Origin of the sequence: Promicromonospora sp. NPDC050880 (genome assembly GCF_044456525.1) — a bacterium.
Lineage (GTDB): Bacteria > Actinomycetota > Actinomycetes > Actinomycetales > Cellulomonadaceae > Promicromonospora.
In genome coordinates, this window is the sequence record NZ_JBITFV010000002.1 from 147,451 (window position 1) to 166,202 (window position 18,752).

15 protein-coding genes are annotated in these 18,752 nt (G+C 72.0%); 2 read left to right on the forward strand and 13 right to left on the reverse strand.

Going from position 1 to position 18,752, the window contains the following annotated elements:
• Positions 1–4 precede the first annotated feature (4 nt).
• The 7 genes from ACIBBF_RS04570 to ACIBBF_RS04600 form a co-directional block, all read right to left on the reverse strand.
• Positions 5–1,105, reverse strand: coding sequence for a Gfo/Idh/MocA family protein (locus tag ACIBBF_RS04570; RefSeq protein ID WP_397410955.1), 1,101 nt, complete (start codon positions 1,103–1,105; stop codon positions 5–7).
• Positions 1,102–1,839: a sugar phosphate isomerase/epimerase family protein gene (locus ACIBBF_RS04575; RefSeq protein WP_397410957.1), complete on the reverse strand. Its 738-nt coding sequence runs from the start codon at positions 1,837–1,839 to the stop codon at positions 1,102–1,104. Before ACIBBF_RS04575 ends, ACIBBF_RS04570 begins: the two co-directional genes overlap by 4 nt.
• A 101-nt stretch (positions 1,840–1,940) precedes the next feature.
• The gene (locus ACIBBF_RS04580; protein WP_397410959.1) at positions 1,941–3,152 is read right to left on the reverse strand and encodes an ADP-dependent glucokinase/phosphofructokinase; all 1,212 of its coding nucleotides are present in this window, start codon (positions 3,150–3,152) and stop codon (positions 1,941–1,943) included.
• Between the two features lie 11 nt (positions 3,153–3,163).
• The gene (locus tag ACIBBF_RS04585) at positions 3,164–4,027 is read right to left on the reverse strand and encodes a ketose-bisphosphate aldolase (RefSeq protein ID WP_397410961.1); all 864 of its coding nucleotides are present in this window, start codon (positions 4,025–4,027) and stop codon (positions 3,164–3,166) included.
• A 42-nt stretch (positions 4,028–4,069) separates the two neighbouring features.
• Positions 4,070–4,912 (reverse strand): carbohydrate ABC transporter permease, encoded by an 843-nt coding sequence (locus tag ACIBBF_RS04590; RefSeq protein ID WP_397410963.1) that lies wholly within the window; start codon positions 4,910–4,912, stop codon positions 4,070–4,072.
• An 8-nt stretch (positions 4,913–4,920) separates the two neighbouring features.
• The gene (locus ACIBBF_RS04595) at positions 4,921–5,841 is read right to left on the reverse strand and encodes a carbohydrate ABC transporter permease (protein WP_397410965.1); all 921 of its coding nucleotides are present in this window, start codon (positions 5,839–5,841) and stop codon (positions 4,921–4,923) included.
• Between the two features lie 71 nt (positions 5,842–5,912).
• The gene (locus tag ACIBBF_RS04600; RefSeq protein WP_397410967.1) at positions 5,913–7,205 is read right to left on the reverse strand and encodes an ABC transporter substrate-binding protein; all 1,293 of its coding nucleotides are present in this window, start codon (positions 7,203–7,205) and stop codon (positions 5,913–5,915) included.
• Between the two features lie 221 nt (positions 7,206–7,426).
• Here ACIBBF_RS04600 and ACIBBF_RS04605 point away from each other — a divergent pair, with 221 nt between their 5' ends.
• Positions 7,427–8,239: a DeoR/GlpR family DNA-binding transcription regulator gene (locus ACIBBF_RS04605; protein WP_397410969.1), complete on the forward strand. Its 813-nt coding sequence runs from the start codon at positions 7,427–7,429 to the stop codon at positions 8,237–8,239.
• On the opposite strand, the gene ACIBBF_RS04610 is transcribed toward ACIBBF_RS04605, so the two are convergent.
• The 6 genes from ACIBBF_RS04610 to ACIBBF_RS04635 form a co-directional block, all read right to left on the reverse strand.
• The gene (locus ACIBBF_RS04610; RefSeq protein ID WP_397410971.1) at positions 8,229–9,050 is read right to left on the reverse strand and encodes a hypothetical protein; all 822 of its coding nucleotides are present in this window, start codon (positions 9,048–9,050) and stop codon (positions 8,229–8,231) included. The two genes, ACIBBF_RS04605 and ACIBBF_RS04610, sit on opposite strands and share 11 nt — an antisense overlap.
• The gene (locus ACIBBF_RS04615; RefSeq protein WP_397410973.1) at positions 9,047–11,104 is read right to left on the reverse strand and encodes an alpha-galactosidase; all 2,058 of its coding nucleotides are present in this window, start codon (positions 11,102–11,104) and stop codon (positions 9,047–9,049) included. Before ACIBBF_RS04615 ends, ACIBBF_RS04610 begins: the two co-directional genes overlap by 4 nt.
• Positions 11,101–11,997, reverse strand: coding sequence for a carbohydrate ABC transporter permease (locus tag ACIBBF_RS04620; RefSeq protein ID WP_397410975.1), 897 nt, complete (start codon positions 11,995–11,997; stop codon positions 11,101–11,103). The genes ACIBBF_RS04615 and ACIBBF_RS04620 overlap by 4 nt, the downstream gene beginning before the upstream one ends.
• Position 11,998: 1 nt before the next feature.
• Positions 11,999–12,874, reverse strand: coding sequence for a carbohydrate ABC transporter permease (locus ACIBBF_RS04625; protein WP_397410977.1), 876 nt, complete (start codon positions 12,872–12,874; stop codon positions 11,999–12,001).
• The gene (locus ACIBBF_RS04630) at positions 12,871–14,166 is read right to left on the reverse strand and encodes an ABC transporter substrate-binding protein (RefSeq protein WP_397410979.1); all 1,296 of its coding nucleotides are present in this window, start codon (positions 14,164–14,166) and stop codon (positions 12,871–12,873) included. Before ACIBBF_RS04630 ends, ACIBBF_RS04625 begins: the two co-directional genes overlap by 4 nt.
• Before the next feature lie 78 nt (positions 14,167–14,244).
• The gene (locus tag ACIBBF_RS04635; protein WP_397410981.1) at positions 14,245–17,667 is read right to left on the reverse strand and encodes a DUF5107 domain-containing protein; all 3,423 of its coding nucleotides are present in this window, start codon (positions 17,665–17,667) and stop codon (positions 14,245–14,247) included.
• A gap of 122 nt (positions 17,668–17,789) precedes the next feature.
• Between ACIBBF_RS04635 and ACIBBF_RS04640 the strand changes: the two genes are divergently transcribed.
• Positions 17,790–18,671 carry a helix-turn-helix domain-containing protein gene (locus tag ACIBBF_RS04640; RefSeq protein WP_397410983.1) on the forward strand — a complete coding sequence of 294 codons (882 nt, stop codon included), beginning with the start codon at positions 17,790–17,792 and terminating at the stop codon, positions 18,669–18,671.
• Positions 18,672–18,752: the final 81 nt, after the last annotated feature.

The following is an 18,752-nucleotide window of genomic DNA, read 5'->3' on the forward strand; positions in this document are numbered from 1 at the left end:
CGCGCTACCCCGTCGCCTCCGCCGGGTCCCAGCCCTCCGGGAGCGGGGCGACCGGCGCGACGGTGGAGGCGATCTCCACCGCCCGCCCGGTCTCGGCTGCGTCCCGGACGGCGAGCAGGACGTCGAGGACGTGCGCCGCCAGAGCTCCCGAGGCGCGCTCGGTGCGGCCGTCGCGGACCGAGCGCACCAGGTCGACGACGCCGGCGCCGCGGCCGTACCCCGCGCCCTGCGCGGGCAGCACTGTCGGCTCGTCGGAGCCGTACCGCCACAGGGCCGAGTCGCCGTCGAACCCGTTCGGGTCGGGCAGCACGATGGTGCCCTCGGTGCCGTTGACCTCCACGAACCCCGACCGGGGCAGGGCGTGCTGGAACGAGAACGTCGACTGTGCGGACCGCCCCGGCCCGAACTCGATCAGCGCGGCGTGGTGGGTGGGCACCTCGACGTCGAACACCTCGCCCGCCCGCGGCCCGCTGCCGATGACCCGGGTCGTGCGTGAGGTGGAGGCCACCGCCTGCACCCGGGTCGCGGAGCCGAGCGCGTGCACGAGCGTGGTCACGTAGTAGGGGCCCATGTCGAACAGCGGGCCCGCACCGCGCGCGAACAGGAAACCGGGGCTCGGGTGCCACGACTCCGGGCCGGGCACGTGGAACATCGTCGTCGCCGTGAGCGGCTCCCCGATGTCGCCGCGTGCGATCGCCCGCAGCGCCGTCTGGAGGCCCGCGCCCAGCACCGTGTCCGGGGCGCACGCGACGCGCAGGCCGCGCGCCTGCGCGTCGGCCAGCAGGGCGGCGGCCGCCGGAGCGTCGAGGGCGAGCGGCTTCTCGCTCCACACGTGCTTCCCGGCGGCGAGGATCCGGTGCCCCACGTCGGCGTGCACCGCGGGGACCGTGAGGTTCACGACCACGTCGACGTCGTCGCGCGCCAGCAGCTCGTCCACCGTGCCCGACGCCGGCACGCCGTACGCCTCGGCCTGGGCCGCCGCCCGTGCGAGGTCGAGGTCCGCGACGAACCGCACCTCGACGTCGGCGTACCGGGTCAGGTTCTCCAGGTACTGCGTCGAGATGTTGCCCGCCCCGATGACGCCGACACCGGCCGGCGCGGTCATCGGTCGTGCTCCGTCAGCCAGGCCAGCGACCGTGCGATGCCGTCGAACACGTCGCCGGCGTAGGCGTCGAACTCGATGACGCGGGTCGCCGCCGGGGCTGCGGCGAGGATGGCCGGGACGTCCACGTCGCCCGAGCCCGCGGGCTCCTGCCGGTCCACGTCACCGTCGAGCGTGCCGTCCTTGACGTGGATGAGCCGCACCCGGTCGCCCAGCTCCCGCAGCAGGGCCGGCGCGTCCGCTCCCCCGACGGCCGCCCAGTAGGTGTCCACCTCCAGCACCACCTCGGGCGCGAGGTGCCCGACGAAGACCTCCAGCGCGTGGCGGCCGTCCAGACGGGTGCTCAGCTCCCAGGCGTGGTTGTGGTAGCCGAGCTCCAGGCCTCTGTCGGACGCAAGACCTGCCAGCCCGTTGACCCGCTCCGCGAGCCGCGCCACCTGGTCGGCTGTCTGCCACAGCTCGGCCGGCAGGAACGGGTCGATCACCGTTGTCATCCCGAGCTCGGCCGCGGCGTCGAAGATCGCCTCGGGCGTGTCCGACGTCAGGACGGGCGCGTGCCCGGACGGCGCCGTCAGGCCCGTCGCGGCGAGCGCACGCCCGTACTCCGCGGTGCGTTCGTGGAAGGCGTACGGCTCGACGCGCCGGAGCCCGATCCGGGCCAGGCGTGCGACGGCGCCGTCCAGGTCTTCCGCGACCTCGTCCCGGACGGAGTAGAGCTGTACGGATGGTGTCGGCATAAGAACCCCTTCGTTCGGTATGGCGGCGACGCGGCACCCACGGCGGCTGCCACGTCGCCGCCGCGCCCACAGCGCCGCAGGACGACCGTACCCAGAAATTCTTACACTGGAAGAGTTTTCGCCACCCGGTTCCTGGCGAGGGCCGCGATGAAGCCGCCGACGAAGGCGTCGCCAAGTCCGATCGTCGTCGGGGTCCGCGTCGTCAGGACGAGAGCCGGCCGGCAGGCGAGCCACGTGCCGAACCGGCGCTCGAGCTCGCCGGCGAAGGCCACGCCACGCACCGGGGGTTCCATCACGGCGGTGCGGGCGTAGTCCTCGGCCGTCTGGCCGTCGCCCACGAGATACCGCGTGCTCGCCATCAGGATGCCGCCGCGGACCGCCTCGGCGAGCTCCTGGGCGCGTTCACCCAGCGCCAGCGCCCAGTACTTCGTGTGGATGACGAGGCTGCGCGTCGGGATCAGTGCCCTGATGTCGTGCAGCGCTCCCTCGACCGCGTCCACGTCCAGGAGGTCGAAGCGGTGGCCGAGGTAGGCGAACAGCTCGTCCTCGTTGAGCGAGTACACGCTGACGGCAGGGGCCATCACCTCGCGTACGCGGCGGCTGAACGCCGGCTCGTGGTAGCCGGCGTCCTCGAAGATCGAGACGCCGCCGGCCGGGAGCGTGCCGAGCAGCCGCTCGGTGTGCCGGAGGCGGTCCTCGAGCAGCGCCTCGTCCTGGATCGTGTTGAACCCCGACACGAGGAAGACCCGGGCCTGCGGCACGAGCGTGTCGAGCTCGTCGCTCAGCACGAGCTCCCGGTTGGGCTCGTCGTTGACGTAGATCAGGCGGTTCGGGTGCTCGGTGACGATCTCGGTGTCCCCCACCCGGATCCTCGCACCCGCCGGGTACTGCACGATCAGGTGCGGGTCGGTCGAGTCCTCGTCGGCGCTGCACACGTACGAGACGCCGTCGGGCAGCAGCCGGCGCACGTGGTCGTCGATGCTGACCAGATGCACGAGCGACTCGACGCCGAGTGAGCGCATGGCGATCGCCGCACGCACGCAGGTGCCGCCCAGCGTGATCCGGGTATCGAACCGGGCGGCGAACGCGTCGAGGATCTCGGGACTCGCGACGAACCGCTCCCCGCCGACGCCGTCGCGCAGGTAGCCGAGGATCGAGACGACCAGGCTGCGCTCGTCGACCACGGGGATCGCGGGATCCAGCTCACCGGCCGCGATCCCCTGCTCGGCCGCGATCGACTCGAGCACGCGGGAGTCCCAGGTGAGCTCGTAGTCGACCGTCCCGCCGAGCCCCAGCACTATCGAGGTACGCATGAACGACTCTCTCAGTAGAGAGTGGCCTTGCCCGCGGCGTCGAAGAGGTGGATCTTCTGGGCGGCGGTGACCTTCAGGGCGGCGATCGGACCGGGCTGGATCACGTTGGGCTCACGAAGCTTGCGGTCGGTACCGAGCACCTCGCGCAGGCGCTCGTGGTAGGCGACCTTGATGTCGCTCGAGATGTTGATCTTGTTGACGCCGAGCTTGACCGACTGGCCGATCTCCTCGTCAGGGTTCGACGAGCCGCCGTGCAGCACCAGGGGGATGCCGACGAGGCCCTTGATCTCACGCAGCAGGTCGAGCTTGAGCTCGGGGCTCTTCTGTGCCGGGTAGAGCCCGTGCGACGTGCCGATCGCCACGGCGAGGCTGTCGACGCCGGTCTCCTGCACGAAGCGCAGGGCGTCTGCGGGGTCGGTGTAGGCGATCTCGGCGGCACCCGCCTCGCCGTAGCTGTCGTTGGCGCCGATCGTGCCGAGCTCACCCTCGACCGAGACGTCCACCACGTGCGCGGTGTCGACGACCTTCCTCGTGAGCGCCACGTTCTCCTCGAACGGCAGCAGCGAGGCGTCGATCATCACCGACGTGAACCCGGACCGGATCGCGACCAGCATCTGCTCGTAGGTACCGCCGTGGTCCCAGTGGATGACGACGGGCACCGACGAGCGGTGCGCACGGGCGCGGATGGCCTGGATGAGGTCCGTCGTCACATGGCTCACCTCGTCGGGGTGGATCGCGATGATGACGGGAGCCTCGAGCTCCTCGCTCACGTCCATGATGCCGGTGAACATGGCCCAGTCGCTGATGTTGAACGCCGGGACCGCGAAGCTGTTCGCGTTGGCGACGTCGAGCAGGGCTTTGCCGTTGATGAGCACTGTGTGTTCTCCGATGCTTGTGTGCGGTGGTAGGTCGGGCAGTCAGCTCTTCACCGAACCGGACGTGAGTCCGCTGATGAAGAAGCGCTGGAAGAAGAGGAAGAGGACGAGCACCGGGACGGATCCGAGGATGCTCATCGCCATGAGCTCGTTCCACTCGTACGAGTGCTGTCCCATGAGGAGCTGGATGCCGATCGGGACCGTGCGCATGTCCTGGGTGCGGGTCAGTGTGAGCGCGAAGAGGTACTCGTTCCACGCGATCATGAACGTGTAGACACCGACTGACACGATGCCGGGCACCGAGACCGGGACGAGCACGCGCCAGAGCGCGGTCAACGACCCGGCGCCGTCCATCCGGACGGCCTCGTCGAGCTCCTTGGGAAGCGTGTTGAGATAGCCGGTCATCATGACGATCGCGTACGGGAGCGTGAAGACCATGTACGTGAGGATCAGCCCGGGATACGTGTTGTAGAGGCCGAGCGCGACCATGAGCCCGAAGTACGGGATCAGCAGCGTGATCGGCGGGACCGCCTGCACGCTGACGATCACCATGTTGATCACCCGCTTGCCGGGGAAGTCGAACCGGCTGAACGCGTAGGCGGCGTGGATCGCCACCAGCAGCGTCAGCACGGTGACCGAGATCGACACCACATAGCTGTTGACGAAGAAGCGCACCTTCTCGGGGTCGCCGAAGATCGCGGCGTAGGCGTCGAAGGAGAAGCTGCCGGTGATCAGGCGGGGCGGGAGCTCGAAGATCTCGGTGTTGGACTTGAACGAGCTCGCGAGCATCCACAGTACGGGTGCCGCGGCGAAGATCGCCCCGAGCACGAGACCGATGATGACGCCGACCCGCTGGCGAGAGCGCCGGCGTGCTGTCCCGGACATGGTCATGATCAGTCCCCCGCCTTCTGGTGACGCACGTAGAAGAACGCGAGCACCATCGACATGAGCAGCACCAGCACCGCGCTCGTCGAGGCGAGCGAGAACTCGTAGCGGCTGAACGCCAGCTTGTAGGTGTAGGTGCTGAGCATCTCGGTCACGTTGACGGGACCGCCGCCGGTCGTCATCCAGATCAGTGCGAACTGCTGCGAGGTCCAGATGAGGTCCAGCAGCGTCAGGCTGATGATGATCGGCCTGAGCTGAGGGATCGTCACGTTCCAGAACCGCTGCCAGGCGTTCGCGCCGTCCACCGTCGCCGCCTCGTGGAGCTGGGCCGGAACACCCTGGAGGCCCGCGAGCAGACTCACCATGAAGAACGGGTAGCCGGCCCAGATGTTGATGAACGTGACCGTGCCGAGCGCGAGGGCCGGCGAGGCCAGCCACTCGACATCGGTGCTCAGCAGGTAGTTGATGACACCGTTAGGCGCGAGCAGCATCCGCCACAGCACCGCGATCACTGCTGCCGTGAACAGCCACGGCAGGATGTACAGGGCGCGGAAGACCGCGCGTGGGACGCTGCCGATGAGCGGGCTGTTGAGCAGCATCGCGAAGCAGAGGCCGATCAGGAGGTGCGCCGCGACGCTGACCACCGTGAAGAAGAGGGTGTTCCCGGTCGCGGTCAGGAACGCGCCGTCGGTGAGGACCGTGACGAAGTTGTCGAGGCCGACGAACTCCGGGGTCGCGTTCAGGATCACGTTGTCCATGACCGAGTAGCCCACGACAAGGACGACCGGGATGATCATCAGTACGAACATGAGGGCGAGGGTCGGTACCAGGAAGCCGTACGGCTCGACCGCCCGGCTCAACGGCCTGCGCCTGCGGGATGGTTCGATGGGCGCGGCCGGCGGGGCGGGCGCGACGATCACGTCTTGCATTTGCTCGCTGCTCCTCCTCTGAGGTGCCGTGCCGCGGTCGGTGCCGCGGCACGGCATGAGATCACCGGGACCTAGAACTCCGCTTCCCACGCCGCCTGGGTCTTGTCGAGCGTCTCGTCGACCGTCTGCCCGCCGTCCAGGAGCACCTGGAGCTGCTCGCCGAACAGGCGCATGAGCTGCTCGGCGACGGGCAGTCCCGTGAACTCGTTGGCGGGGTAGCCCGCCTGGTAGATCTCGAACGCGTCAGCGAAGAGCTCGTCGTCGGCCACGAAGTCGGGCGTCGAGTTCTTGTTGCCAGGGAAGGCCTTCGCGATCGAGGACAGCTCGGAGTTGGTCTCCTGGCTCATCAGGAACTCGACCAGCTTGAAGGCCTCTTCCGGGTGCTCCGAGCTCTCGGCGACCCCGATGCCCCAGGACGCGTACGGGATACCGCGCTCACCCTCGTAGCCGTCCTCGGCGGGGATCGCCGAGACCGAGAACTCGAGGTCAGGATTGGCGTCGCGGATCAGGTTGATGTGCGCCAGCGAGTCGATCATCATGCCGACGCGGCCGTTGGTGAACTCCTCGACCTTGTCCTGTTCCTTCATCGTGAACGAGCCGGGAGCGATCACGCCGTCGTCCCACAGGCCCTGCACGTACTCGACCGTCGACCTGACGTCGTCGTTCGTGACGTCGGGCTGCCCGTCAGCGAGCATCGTGCCGCCGGAGGCCCAGGTCCACGACATGACGTCGTTCTGGACACCGTTGGGGGTCTCGAGCGAGAGCGGGAGGATCCAGCCGCTCGTGTCGTCGCCGAGAGCAGTCACCGCCGCGGCGGCGTCAGCGAACTCCGTACGGTTCGTCGGCGGGGCGTCCACCCCGGCGTCCGCCAGGAGGGCGTCGTTCGTGAACATGGGGTAGACGAAGTTGACGACGGGGATCATGTAGGTGGACCCGTCGACCTGGACCTGGCTGGCCAGCTCGCTGTCGTCGTACCCGGCCTCGTCCATGAGTGCGGTCAGGTCCGTGATCACGCCCTGCGACGCGAAGTCGCTGACCCAGGCCCCGTCGAGGCCGACGACGTCGGGCATCGTGCCGGAGGCGGCACCGGCGAAGAGCTGCTCCTTGGTGGCTGCGTACGGACCGCTGATCAGCTCGACCGTGATGCTGGGGTTCTGCTGCTCGAACTCGTCCATCAAGGCCCGGAACTCCCCATCGGGCAGCTCGGGCTCCCACCACTGGGCGAACTCGATGGTGACGTCGCCGCCGGAGTCGCCACCGCTCCCGCCGGTACCGCACCCGGCGGCGGCGAGCAGGCCGAAGGTGGCGGCGGTGACACCCGCGACCCGGCCGACGCGTCGCCTGACTTGAGCTTCGTTGCTCATCTCACTCCTCTTTCTGGTCCGTGCAGTTCTGCGCTGTTCTTTGCGCGTTCCTGCGGCTTTTTCGACAGTAGACCTCGCAGAAGTGAAGGTCAAGCCCCGGCGCGGATCAGCCTGTTCTCGGTAGAGAGCGGCCCAGGTACAGCATTTCACCCACCTCCGACGGTGCTGTTTCCTGCGTCCTAGGTCGCTTCGGGATGCCGTCATATGCTAGAAATTCCTGCATGAGCACCAGCGACGACGGAGGAGAGCGGGCACGTCAGCTGCCCGCCGGGCGGCGCGCCGCACTCGCCGAGTACGTCGGCCGGCACGGCCAGGTCACCGTCGCGCAGCTCGCCGAGCGCTTCGACGTGTCGATCGACACCGTGCGCCGCGACCTCGACCAGCTGGACACCGAAGGTCTGCTGATCCGCACCCACGGCGGAGCGGTGAGTGTGTCGTCCACGGCGCCGAAGGACAGCGGTCTCGATGTCCGGCTGCGCATGCAGGTCGAGGAGAAGGAGGCGATCGCGCGTCGTGCGGTGGAGATCGTCTCGGACGGGTCGGTGGTGATGCTCAACGGCGGCACCACGAACCTGGCGGTCGCCCGCAACCTGCGCAACCACCGTGACCTGACGATCGCTACCAACAACCTCCGGATACCCGCGGAGACCCCGCCGGAGGCGTACCGCGACCTGTACGTGTTCGGCGGGTCGGTGCGGTCGATCACGCAGACGACCACGGGCCCCGTGAGCTTCCAGGTCGACGGCAAGGGCGAGCAGATCGCCGTGCAGGCCGACCTCGCCCTGATCGCGGTGGGCGCCGTGTCGGCCACGGGGTACTCGACGAGCAACCTCGGAGACGCCGCGATGATGGCGTCCATGATGGACCATGCGAGCCAGGTCGCCGTCCTCGCCGACTCGACCAAGCTCGGGCGACGGCTGTTCGCCACGGTCGCGGAGCTCGGCCGCGCCGACTACTTCGTCTGCGACACCCGGCCGCCGGACGACATCGCCGACGCACTCACGGCGAGCGGGGTGGAGATCCTCACGCCGTGACGGGGCGCGACGCCGTGGCCTCCAGCCACCACGCCAGCCGGCCGCGCCCGTCCAGACGAGCCGACCTGTCGCGCCCTGCGCGGTCCAGGTTCGTCTCCGCGCCCAGCAGCGGCTCGACGCCGATCGAGCGGTAGGGGCTCCCCTCGGGCCAGCCGCCGAGGTTGCGCCAGACGACGAGCGAGAGCGGGGCCGGGCCGGGCGTGCCCCAGCGCAGGCTCAGGCGGTCGGCGCCGTCCACGACGTCGACCCGGTCGGTCGCCACGACGGCGCACCGGGCGGTGCCGTCGTCGGGCCCCAGGGCGTCGAGCGGCACTCCCCCGCCGTCGGGCCAGGTCGTGGCGGTCGTGGCACCCGGCTCGGGCCACTCGACCACGAGCACGTCCGGGCGTCCGGGGACCTCCAGGCGCGCGTCCGGGCCGACGTCGAGGAGCATGTGCACCGCGTGCAGCACGCCGGCGCCGGGCGGGCCGTCGACCGTGTAGTCGGCACGGACCACGCCGTCGTGCGTGGTGAGCCGGCGGGTCAGGGCCAGGGCACCGGCCCGGGCCCGTGCCACGCCCGGCGCGCCGGTGGTCCAGGGCCGCGACCAGACCTCGCCGTGGTCGCTCGGACCGTTGATCGTGGGGAAGCACTCCTCGGCGCCGCCCGCGTCCACGAACGGGTCGCCGGGCGCCACCGCGACCCGGTCCGCCGCGGGGACGCGGGGGTTGCGCCAGAGCCACTCGCGCTCCGGGGTCGCCAACGAGGTCCAGCGGCCGCCGAGCGCGGGGTCCGTCCGGACGGTGAGCGGGCGGGCGGCGGCCATGCTCACGGCCGGTCCAGGACGACGACGTCGCAGTCCCGCCAGGTCCACGGCACGACCAGGCCGTCGGTCGCCAGCTCCTTGCCCGTGCGGATCTCGTCGGTGCCCCGCACGCGGTAGCGGGCATCCGGGTCGAGGTCGCCGAGGTGGACCGTGAGCGCGGCGTCCCCGGCGCGGCGCCAGGCCAGCACGACCACGGCGTCCTCCCCGGTGTACTGGACCGCGCACGCGGCGTCGGCCGGTGCGCCGTGCCGCCGGGTCAGCCCCGTGTGCACCATCGGCCGGATCTCGCGGTACAGCCCGACGAACGACGCCGCTCGCCCGCGGGTGGCGTCGTCCCAGCCCAGCAGGTCCGCGCCGATGCCGAGCACCCCGGCCATCGCCACCACGAACCGGAACTCCAGGCTCGCCGGCGCGCTCTCCCGGTCGGGGTCGAGCAGGTCGGGCAGGTCGGTGACCCAGGAGCTCATGGTCCAGGGCGGCAGCACGCCCAGGAACCCGTGCTGGATCGCGAGCCGGTCGCGCGGCCCGGTCTCGTCGCTGGGCCAGACCACGTCCGTTCGGGCGAGCACGGCGTGGTCGATGCGCCCGCCGCCGCCCGCGCACGCCTCGACCGTCACGTGCGGGAACTCGGTGCGCAGGGCGTCGAGGATCCGGTAGTACGCGTGGGTGTGGCGCCAGGACCAGTCGTCGCCCGCCGGGGACGTGCGGCCGCCGTCGGCGATGGAGCGGTTCATGTCCCACTTGAGGTAGGTGATGTCCGTGCTGGTCAGCAGGCGGCGCAGCGTGCCCAGCACCCACTCCTCGACCTCGGGCAGGCCCAGGTTGAGCACGTACTGGTGGCGCAGCGTCTCCAGCGGGCGGCCCGCGACGTGGTGCGCCCAGTCGGGGTGCGCGCGGTACAGGTCGCTGTCCGGGCTCACCGCCTCCGGCTCGACCCAGAGGCCGAACCGCATGCCGAGCCGCGTCACGCCGTCGGCCAGCGGGCCGAGGCCACCGGGGATGCGGTCGGTGTCGGCCTCCCAGTCGCCCAGTGCGGCGCGGTCGCTCGTGCGTCCGCGGAACCAGCCGTCGTCCACCACGAAGACCTCCGCGCCCACCTCGGCGGCGGCCTCGGCGAGGCGGAGCTGGTGCTCCACGCGGACGTCGAACGTGGTGGCGAACCACGAGTTGTAGACCACCGGCCGGTGCTCGGGGCCCCGGGTGCGGGCCAGCGTCGCCTGGTAGGCGTGCCAGGCCTGGGCCAGGTCGGCGGCGTCGCCCTCGACCCGGACGCCCGCGAGGACCGGGGTGGTCAGGGCGTCGCCGGGCGCCAGGGTGAGGATGCCGGACTCGTCGTCGGGGCCCGCGGAGACCCGGACGTGACCGGCGAAGGGGACGGCGTCGAGCGCCATGCGCCACGAGCCGCTCCAGGCGAGCGCGACGCCGTACCGGACGCCGTCGGCCCCGGCGGGGACCACGGTCACCACCGGCGCGTACGTGTGGCTCGTGATGCCCTGGCGGCTGCCGATGCTCAGCGTGCCCGCCCCCAGCGACGCCGCGAACGGCGTGAGCTCGCGTGACCACGCGCCGCCCAGCAGGGCGACGTCCGCCCCGCCCGACGTCGGCACGCTGAACGCCCCGCCCCAGCCCCGGAGCAGCTCGATCGGCTGCCCGGCGTGGTTGCGCAGCTCGGCCCACTTCTCCACGACGTCGTGCGCGGGGTGGGTGCGCAGGTGCAGGGTCACGGCCAGCCCGAGCACCTCGTCGGCGAGCGGGCAGGCCAGGTGGGTGCCGCCGTCGTCGTCCTGGGTGAGGACGACCTCGCCGGTCAGGGCGAGGCGCGCGCCACGGACGCCGTCCGCACGGCGGACCACCAGCTCGGCGCCGTGCACGTTGCGGGTGCCGAGCGCGGTGGCCTCCAGCGGGAGCAGGTCGAGGTCGGCCTCGAAGGAGGACGTCGCCGCCACGGGCGGCACCGCCTCGCCCGCGGCCGGCCCCCAGCCGACGGTGACCAGGCCGGCCCCGCGCGGGGCCTCGGCCACGACGTACCGACCCGTGCGGGTCGGCAGGGTCCAGGTCACTTGTTGGCCCCCACGAGTAGTCCGGACACGAACTGCTTCTGGAACAGGAAGAACACGATGGCCGTCGGCACGGCCGCGATCAACGATCCTGCCGCGACCACGTTCCACGCGCTCGAGAAGCCGCCCTGGAGGTTGAGCAGGGCGGCCGTGATCGGGAACTTCGCCTCCGTGCGCAGCACCGTCATCGCCCAGATCAGGTCGTTGAAGATCCAGGTGGTGGCCAGCGCCGCGAGCGCCGCCAGCGACGGCCGCGACAGGGGCAGCACGATGCGCCAGAAGATGCCGCCGGGGCCGGCGCCGTCGAGCCGGGCGGCCTCGAAGACCTCGTTCGGCAGGCCGCGCATGAAGCCGTGCAGCACGAAGGTGTAGAAGCCGATGCCGAACCCGACCTGCACCACGACCAGTGCGGTCAGCGTGTCGCCGATGCCCAGGGCAGCGGTGATGGACGCGACCGGGACCAGCAGGATCTGCGGGGGCAGGAGGTTCCCGGCGAGCATGGTGAGCAGGATGGTGCGGCGCCCGGGGATGTCGAACCGGCTCAGGGCGTAGGCGGCGAAGGACGACAGGGCGAGCGAGGCGAGCACCGCGCACACGGTCACCAGCACGCTGTTGCCGAGCGAGCGCAGCACGCCGCCCTGCGTCAGCGCCGTGGCGAAGCCGTCGAGACTGAACGTGGCCGGGAACGCGCCCAGGCCGCGGCCCGCGATGTCGTCGTAGGAGCGGACCGCGACGAACAGCACGAACACGATCGGGCTGAGCCACAGCAGCGTGACCGGGAGCATCGCGACGTGCAGCCACGGCGAGCGCGCGGGCCGGGGCTTGCGCAGCCGGGGGGCGGGCCGGTCGCGGACCGCCGCGGGCGTGCCGGAGGCGGGTGGGGCGAGTGCTGACATGTCAGTCCTCCGTCCGGGCCTGGCGGGCGAGGTAGGTGATGATGAAGCCGATCGCCAGCGCGAAGATGACCACGGCGATCGCGGAGGCGTAGCCGAGGTTCCCCGTGGTGAACGCCTGCTGGAACATGTAGGTGCTCAGGAGCTGGGTCTCGTTGTAGGGCCCGCCGCGGGTCATCGCCCAGACGATGTCGAAGGTGCGCAGCGAGTCGATGACCGTGACGGCGAAGACCACCATGTTCACGCCGCGCAGCTGCGGCATGACGATGCGCCAGAACCGCTGCCACGCGTTCGCGCCGTCGACGGCGGCGGCCTCCTCCAGGGTGCCGTCGGTGCCCTTGAGGCCGGCCAGGTACAGCACCATGATGTAGCCGACCTGGCGCCAGACGGCGGCGATGAGCACAGCCCAGAGGGCCACGGCGGGGTCGGCGAGCCACTGGCGTTCCAGGTGCTCCAGCCCCAGCAGCCCCAGCGTGCCGTTGATGGGCCCGTCGGGCGCGTACATGACGCGCCAGAACAGGCCGCTGACGGCGAGCGAGACGACCATCGGCAGGTAGATGGCGCTGCGGTAGAGGCTCACCATCGGGCCGGGCTTGTTCAGGGTGACCGCGAGGGCCAGGCCGCCCACCACGGACAGGCCGCCGAACCCGAGCACCCAGATCACGTTGTTGCGCAGGGCGGTCAGGAAGATCGGGTCGGCGGCCAGGTCGCGGAAGTTCTGCAGGCCCACGGGCTCGGCCAGGCCGATGCCGTCCCAGCGGGTCAGGGCGAGCGAGAACGAGTTGGCCGCGGGCCAGAACACCCAGAACAGCTCGATCGCGAGCGGGACCAGCAGGAACGCCCAGACGAGCAGCGGGATGCGGGCGAGTCTCGCGCTCACGACGCGAAGACCCCCTCGGCCGCCCGCTGCCACTCGTCGAGCACGCTCTTCATGGAGTCGGGCTCGGCGAGGAACTTGGTCAGGGCGGTGTCGGCGGTGGCCTGCAGTGCGTCGGAGGAGTCCCGGTTGAAGAACTGGGTGATCTCCTCGGTGTTGTTCAGCAGCTCGATGCCCTTCTGCACCAGCGGGCTGAACGACGACGTGTCGACGTCGGGCGAGGTGGGCAGGTTGGACGACTTGGACTGCTCGATGTACTGCTGCTGCGACTCGGCGGAGGCGAGGTAGCTCAGCAGGTCCAGGGCGCCCTGGTGGTTGTCGCTCCGCGCGGCGGCGAAGAACCCGTCGGTCGGGGCCTCCTCCGCCGTGGGCACCGAGTCGTTGATGACCGGCACGGAGAAGAAGTCGAGGTCGTCGCGCTGGTCCTCGGGGAAGTAGCCGGAGACGAACGCCCCCACGAGGTACATGGCCGACTTGTCCTGGGCGACGGGCGTCGCGGCGTCCTGCGCGGTGTAGGACGCCGCGTTCTTGTCGAAGTACGGGATGAGCCGCTTGTACTCCTCCATGACGGCCACCACCTCGGGGTCGTTGAAGGCATGCTCCCCGGCCAGGAGCTCCCGGTGGTACTGCGCGCCGTTGATCCGCAGGTCCAGGTAGTCGAACCAGCCGGACGCCATCCACGGCGTGGACGACAGGCCGTTGGTCAGCGGCACGATGCCCTGGCCGCTCAGGTTCTCGCACAGCGCGTGGAACTCGTCCCAGGAGGTGGGCGGCTCGACGCCCCACTTCTCGAACGCCGACTTCTTGTAGAACACGCTCCACCAGTAGTAGCTGGTCGGCACGAAGATCTGCTTGCCCGCCGTGTCGGACGACAGGCTGCGCAGCGCGTCGGAGAAGCCCGCGCACGCGCCGTCGCCCTCCCAGAGGGACGAGACGTCCAGCAGCAGCCCCTCCTCGGCGTAGGACCTGGCAACGGACCCGGCGTACCAGCTCAGCACCTCGGGCGAGTCGCCGGAGCGCAGGTAGTTCGTCAGCTGCGCCCGGAACTGCTCGGTGGCCACCGAGTTCATCGTCACGTCGCCGCCGGGGTAGGCCTTGACCAGGGCTTCCAGGGCGGCCTTGGGGTCGGCGTCCTGGATGGAGTTCTGCAGGGTGACCAGACCGGAGCTCGCGCCGCCCCCGCCCCCGCCGCTGCCGCCCGACGTGGTTCCCACGCACGCGGCCAGCAGGCTCGCCGCACCCAGCGTCATGCCGCCCGCGAGGAGCTCGCGGCGGGTGATCGTTCGCTTGGACATCGTTGTTCCTCCTTCGTGCACCCTCGTTGGTGCACCTGGTACCTCTGGCGATCACGGGCGCGGGTCGGTCCGCGCCCGTCAGATTCCCGGGGCCTGCTGCACAGCCTCCCCGACGACGGCGGCGGGCCCGTGCAGCAACGCCTCTCCCCGGCGCGCGACGGCGTGCCGCAGATCGGCCGCGTGGCGGGACGCCGCGAGCTCCGGCCGGCGCAGCAGCGCGCCGGCCGTGATGGCGTCGTCGGCCAGCAGGGCGAGCTGGGCGTCGAGGAAGAGCACGCGCCGGTCGCGCACGCGCAGCGGGTCCTCCTCGAAGAGCAGCAGGTCGGGCAGCGACGTGGCGAAGTAGTCCACGCGCGGCACCTCGCCGGCGAACCGGTCGCGGTAGGCGCGCAGCGCGGCCGTCAGCGTGTCCGCGGCGGCGGCGTCCCCGGTGCGGCGCAGCGCGAGGACGGTCCAGAACGTCTGCTCGCCGTGCTCCTGCGTGCTCATCTCGACGAAGTCTCCCCGCTGGGCGGCGGCGGTGCGCCAGGCGCCGGTGGCTTCGTCCGCCGCGCCGGCCGCCGCCAGGGCGTCGCCCAGCAGCAGGTGCAGGGTGGCCGTGCTGGCCAGCGGATGGCGAGCCTCGCCCAGGTTCGACGGCGGGGTCAGGGCCGAGCGCAGGTGGGCGACGGCGTCGTCGGCGCGGCCGGCCGCGAGCGCGTCGAGCGCGCGGTGGGTCTGCGCGCGGTCCCAGGCCAGGAGCGCCTGCCCCTCGCCGCCCTCCCACGGGTGCAGCCGACGGCGGCCGAGGATCGTCAGGGCCTCCTCCGCGCGGCCCGCAGTGACCATGAGGTGCAGGGCCTCGACGGCGAGGTCGTCGCGGTCGAGGGCCCCGCCCCCAGCAGGCGCATGGTCGTTCCCCAGGAGGTTGGCCAGCCGGGCCGCCGGAGCCGCCCCGGTCAGCGCCGCGAGCTGGTCGCTCTCGTACCGCAGCCGTGCGTCCTCCGGCGCGACGGCGCACGCCTGGTCGTAGGCGGCCGCCGCCGCGGCCAGGTCGCGCTCGTGGTTGACGGCGGCCAGGCCGATGTTGCGCCAGGCCACGACGTCGGACGGGTCCAGGGCGACGGCGGACCGCCACAGGGCCAGGGCGTCGGCGCGGCGCCCGGCGGCATAGGTCCAGTGCCCCAGGAGGGACCGGGCGCGGGCGTCGGCGGGGTCGGCGTCGGCCGCCTCGCGTAGCACCGCGACGTCCGCGAGGCGGCCGGGGAAGCACCAGGTCGCGTCCAGGGCCCGGGCACGAGCCCGCTCCGCGGCGGCCTCGGCTGCGCGGCCGGCGAGCCGCAGCACGTGCGCGCGGTGGTAGGCGAGCAGGGGGCGGACGGCGGTCTGCCCAGGGGGCCGGTGGTCCTCGCGGGCCTCGGCCTCCTCCAGGCAGGCCAGGGCGGCGTCGTGCTCCCCCACCGCCGTGAGCTCGATCGCGACGTCGAGCAGGGTCTGGGCGTCGTTGCTGGCCGGCAGGCCGGCCAGGTGGCGCAGCCAGGCGTCGAGCGGGTCGAGCGCGCGGGCCGCCGTGAGCGCCGATGCCGCCGCGGCGTGCTGCCCCAGCCGCTCGTGGCAGACCACGCTCAGGGCGAGCGCCTGGAGGTGGTCGGGCTCGGTGCGGCGCACGTCGTCGAGCCGTGCCAGCGCATCGGCGTGGCGGCCGGCGCGCGCGTCCACGCGCGCCATGCGGTAGCCCGCCGGGGCGCGCCAGGTGCGCGACCAGGCCGCCTGCGCGTAGGCGTCGTAGGCGCCCGCGTCGTCGCCCAGCTGCTCGCGCACCAGGCCGAGCAGGTAGAGCGCCGTCGTGTCGCGGGGGCTGCGGTGCAGCCGGGTCAGCCGCGCGACGGCGCGCTCCAGAAGCTCGCGGGCCCGCTCGGCCTCGCCCGCCGCGTAGGCGCGGCGGGCGAGGCCCACCAGGCTGTCGACGTGCCCGGGGTCGCGGCGCAGGGCCTCGTGCCAGTACGGCTCGGGGGCACGCGTGGCGTGCCGGTACAGGTCGAGGTGCGTGGCGACGAGGGCGAGCTCCTCGACCGTGCCGACCTCGTCGGGGGCCGGCGGCTCCTCCGCCGGGGCGGGCTCGGGAGCCGCAGCCGCGGGGGCGGGCTCGGTCCAGGTGACCAGGGTCCGGTCGCCGTGCGTCACGGTGACGGTGAGCGGCCCCGTCCCGTCGGGGACGTCGTGCTCCAGGAGTGCGGGGCGCGTCGGGTCGACGTCGACCACGTCGGTGGCGAGCACCGCGCCGGCCGCCGTGAGTGTCACCGTCAGATCGTCCAGGGCTCGCGGCACGACGACGCCGAGGCGCGCCGCCGTCCCGCCGTCCGGCCGGTCGAGCCGGACCGCGGCGTCCAGCGTGGCCCGGTCCACCGGGCCGACGTCGCGCACGGGGTACCAGAACTGGGAGAACACCTTGGTCTCGCCCGGGGCGAGGTAGGCGAAGTCGGGCTGGTTGTCCGTGAACACCCCGGCCATGAGCTCCACGTAGTGGGATCCGTCGTCGGCCAGGTTCGCGTCCCAGGCGTGCCCGAACGGAGCGTTGCCCCAGGTCCACTGCTTCTTGCCCGGCGAGATCGCGCGGTCGGCCACGTGCACGAACCCGAGGCCCGACGCGTGGCCGTACCCGCCGAAGAACTCCTCGTCGCTGCCCAGGCACATGTACGACGTCGGCACCGGGATGTTGCGGTACCAGTCGAGCCGGTCGCCGCCCTCGCTCGCGAGCGCCGGGTAGTCGACGCCGTAGTAGGGGCGGTCGGCGTGCGGGAACGCCGTGATCGCGCGGCGCGCGTGGTCGGCCACGTAGGTCACGTCGTGCGGGAAGAACGACTGGTAGTGGTCGTCGACCTTGGCGGCCACGTTGGCCCACCAGAGGAACGACTGCGGCAGCTCGCTGCGGTTGTAGAGCCGCACCGTCAGCTCCAGGACGGCGCTGCCGGGGCGCAGCCGCACGCCGTGCATGCCCTTCATCCGGGTGAACGGGTCGTGGTCGGAGCACCAGACGACGACGGCGCCGTCGGGCTCCTCCTCGATCTCGACGTCCACCGGGAGGTAGGTGGCCGGGCGGTGGTGCTGCGGCCAGTTGAGCTCCACCCCGCCGGCCACCCACGGACCCGCCAGGCCGACCAGCGCCGGCTTGATGACGGGGTTGGTCCAGAAGAGGTCCCGGCCGCTGCCACGCTCGCGGGCCACGTGGATGCGCCCGCCCAGCTCCGGCAGCACCACGACGCGGAGCCACTCGTTCTCCAGGTGCACGGCGCGCCACTCGCGCGGGTGGGGCTCGTCGGCGATCTGGTGGTGGAACGGGAGCGGGTACACGCGGCCGGACGACCCCTGGTAGACGCGCCGGTCCAGGTACGCCGGGAACCGGTCGGGCGGCAGGGGTTCGTAGGTGGTCAGGGTGAGCGGCGCCTCCCAGGCGGCCGCGGTCCGGCCGGCCAGGTCGGCGGGCCGGTCGGGCAGGTCGAGCACGGACTCCACATCGAGCATGGTTCCGACGCTACGAACCCGTCCGGTGCGCCGGGAAGCGACGGATCGACGCACTTGCCTGGACGATCCGACGATTCCCGCGGGTGCTGACACCGGCCCCGGCCCGGCGCTACCCTCCGGGGATGCGCATCCGTGACGGGTTCCCCGGACAGCGCCTGCGGGTGCTGCCGTCCGCAGTGGTGCGGGCGGCGTCCCAGGCCGGTCCCGCGTCGCGTCTGCTGGTCACCGACGCGGGCTACTTCCCGCATGCCGCGAACCACGGCCGGGTGCGTGCGCGGGGCGCCGTCGGGACCATCGTGATCGTGTCCGCCGCAGGGCGCGGGTGGTGCCGCACCCCCGGCGGCCTGCACCGCATCGACGCTGCTCAGGCACTCGTCATCCCCGCCGGCGTGCCCCACGAGTACTGGGCGGACGACGACGATCCATGGACGATCTGGTGGATGCACGCGCGCGGCCCGGACGTGGGCGAGTTCGAGCGCGACCTGGCCCGGCACGCGGGTCCCGACGACGTCGCCGTGGTCGAGGTGCACGACCAGGTCCGCGTCCTCGCCGACCTCGAACGCGTCGTCGACGCCCTGGAGGCCGACGAGACCTACCCCAGCCTGCTGCGCTGCGCCGGCGCGGGCTGGTCGGTGCTCGCCCAGATCGGGGCCGACGCCGCCGCGGGCAGCCCGGTGCGCGGCGAGCCGGTGCGCGCCGCCCAGGAGTACCTGCGCACGCACCTGGACGCCGTGGTCGAGGTGGCGGCGCTCGCGCGGCGGTTCGGCCTGAGCACGTCGCACTTCTCGGCGCGGTTCCGGGCGGCGACCGGCGGTGGCGTGGTCGAGTACGTCAAGCGGCTGCGGATGGCGCGGGCGTGCGAGCTGCTCATCACGACGGAGCTGCCGGTGGCCGACATCGCACGCTCGGTGGGCTACCCGGACCCGTTCTACTTCTCCCGGCAGTTCCGCACCGTGCACGCGTGCAGCCCGACAGCCTTCCGGCAAGGCGCCCACGACCGCTGAGGCCGGTGCCGGGCAGGCGGGCGCCGGTCGGTCGGCGACGTCCGCCCGGCGCGTCGGATCGTCCAGGCGGGTACGTCGTCC

Excerpts from the sequence above, each read along its gene's own strand:
- ACIBBF_RS04570 (WP_397410955.1), bottom strand. The coding sequence starts at position 1,105 with ATGACCGCGCCGGCCGGTGTCGGCGTCATCGGGGCGGGCAACATCTCG.
- ACIBBF_RS04575 (WP_397410957.1), bottom strand. The coding sequence starts at position 1,839 with ATGCCGACACCATCCGTACAGCTCTACTCCGTCCGGGACGAGGTCGCG.
- ACIBBF_RS04580 (WP_397410959.1), bottom strand. The coding sequence starts at position 3,152 with ATGCGTACCTCGATAGTGCTGGGGCTCGGCGGGACGGTCGACTACGAG.
- ACIBBF_RS04590 (WP_397410963.1), bottom strand. The coding sequence starts at position 4,912 with ATGTCCGGGACAGCACGCCGGCGCTCTCGCCAGCGGGTCGGCGTCATC.
- ACIBBF_RS04595 (WP_397410965.1), bottom strand. The coding sequence starts at position 5,841 with ATGCAAGACGTGATCGTCGCGCCCGCCCCGCCGGCCGCGCCCATCGAA.
- ACIBBF_RS04600 (WP_397410967.1), bottom strand. The coding sequence starts at position 7,205 with ATGAGCAACGAAGCTCAAGTCAGGCGACGCGTCGGCCGGGTCGCGGGT.
- ACIBBF_RS04605 (WP_397410969.1), top strand. The coding sequence starts at position 7,427 with ATGAGCACCAGCGACGACGGAGGAGAGCGGGCACGTCAGCTGCCCGCC.
- ACIBBF_RS04620 (WP_397410975.1), bottom strand. The coding sequence starts at position 11,997 with ATGTCAGCACTCGCCCCACCCGCCTCCGGCACGCCCGCGGCGGTCCGC.
- ACIBBF_RS04630 (WP_397410979.1), bottom strand. The coding sequence starts at position 14,166 with ATGTCCAAGCGAACGATCACCCGCCGCGAGCTCCTCGCGGGCGGCATG.
- ACIBBF_RS04635 (WP_397410981.1), bottom strand. The coding sequence starts at position 17,667 with ATGCTCGATGTGGAGTCCGTGCTCGACCTGCCCGACCGGCCCGCCGAC.
- ACIBBF_RS04640 (WP_397410983.1), top strand. The coding sequence starts at position 17,790 with ATGCGCATCCGTGACGGGTTCCCCGGACAGCGCCTGCGGGTGCTGCCG.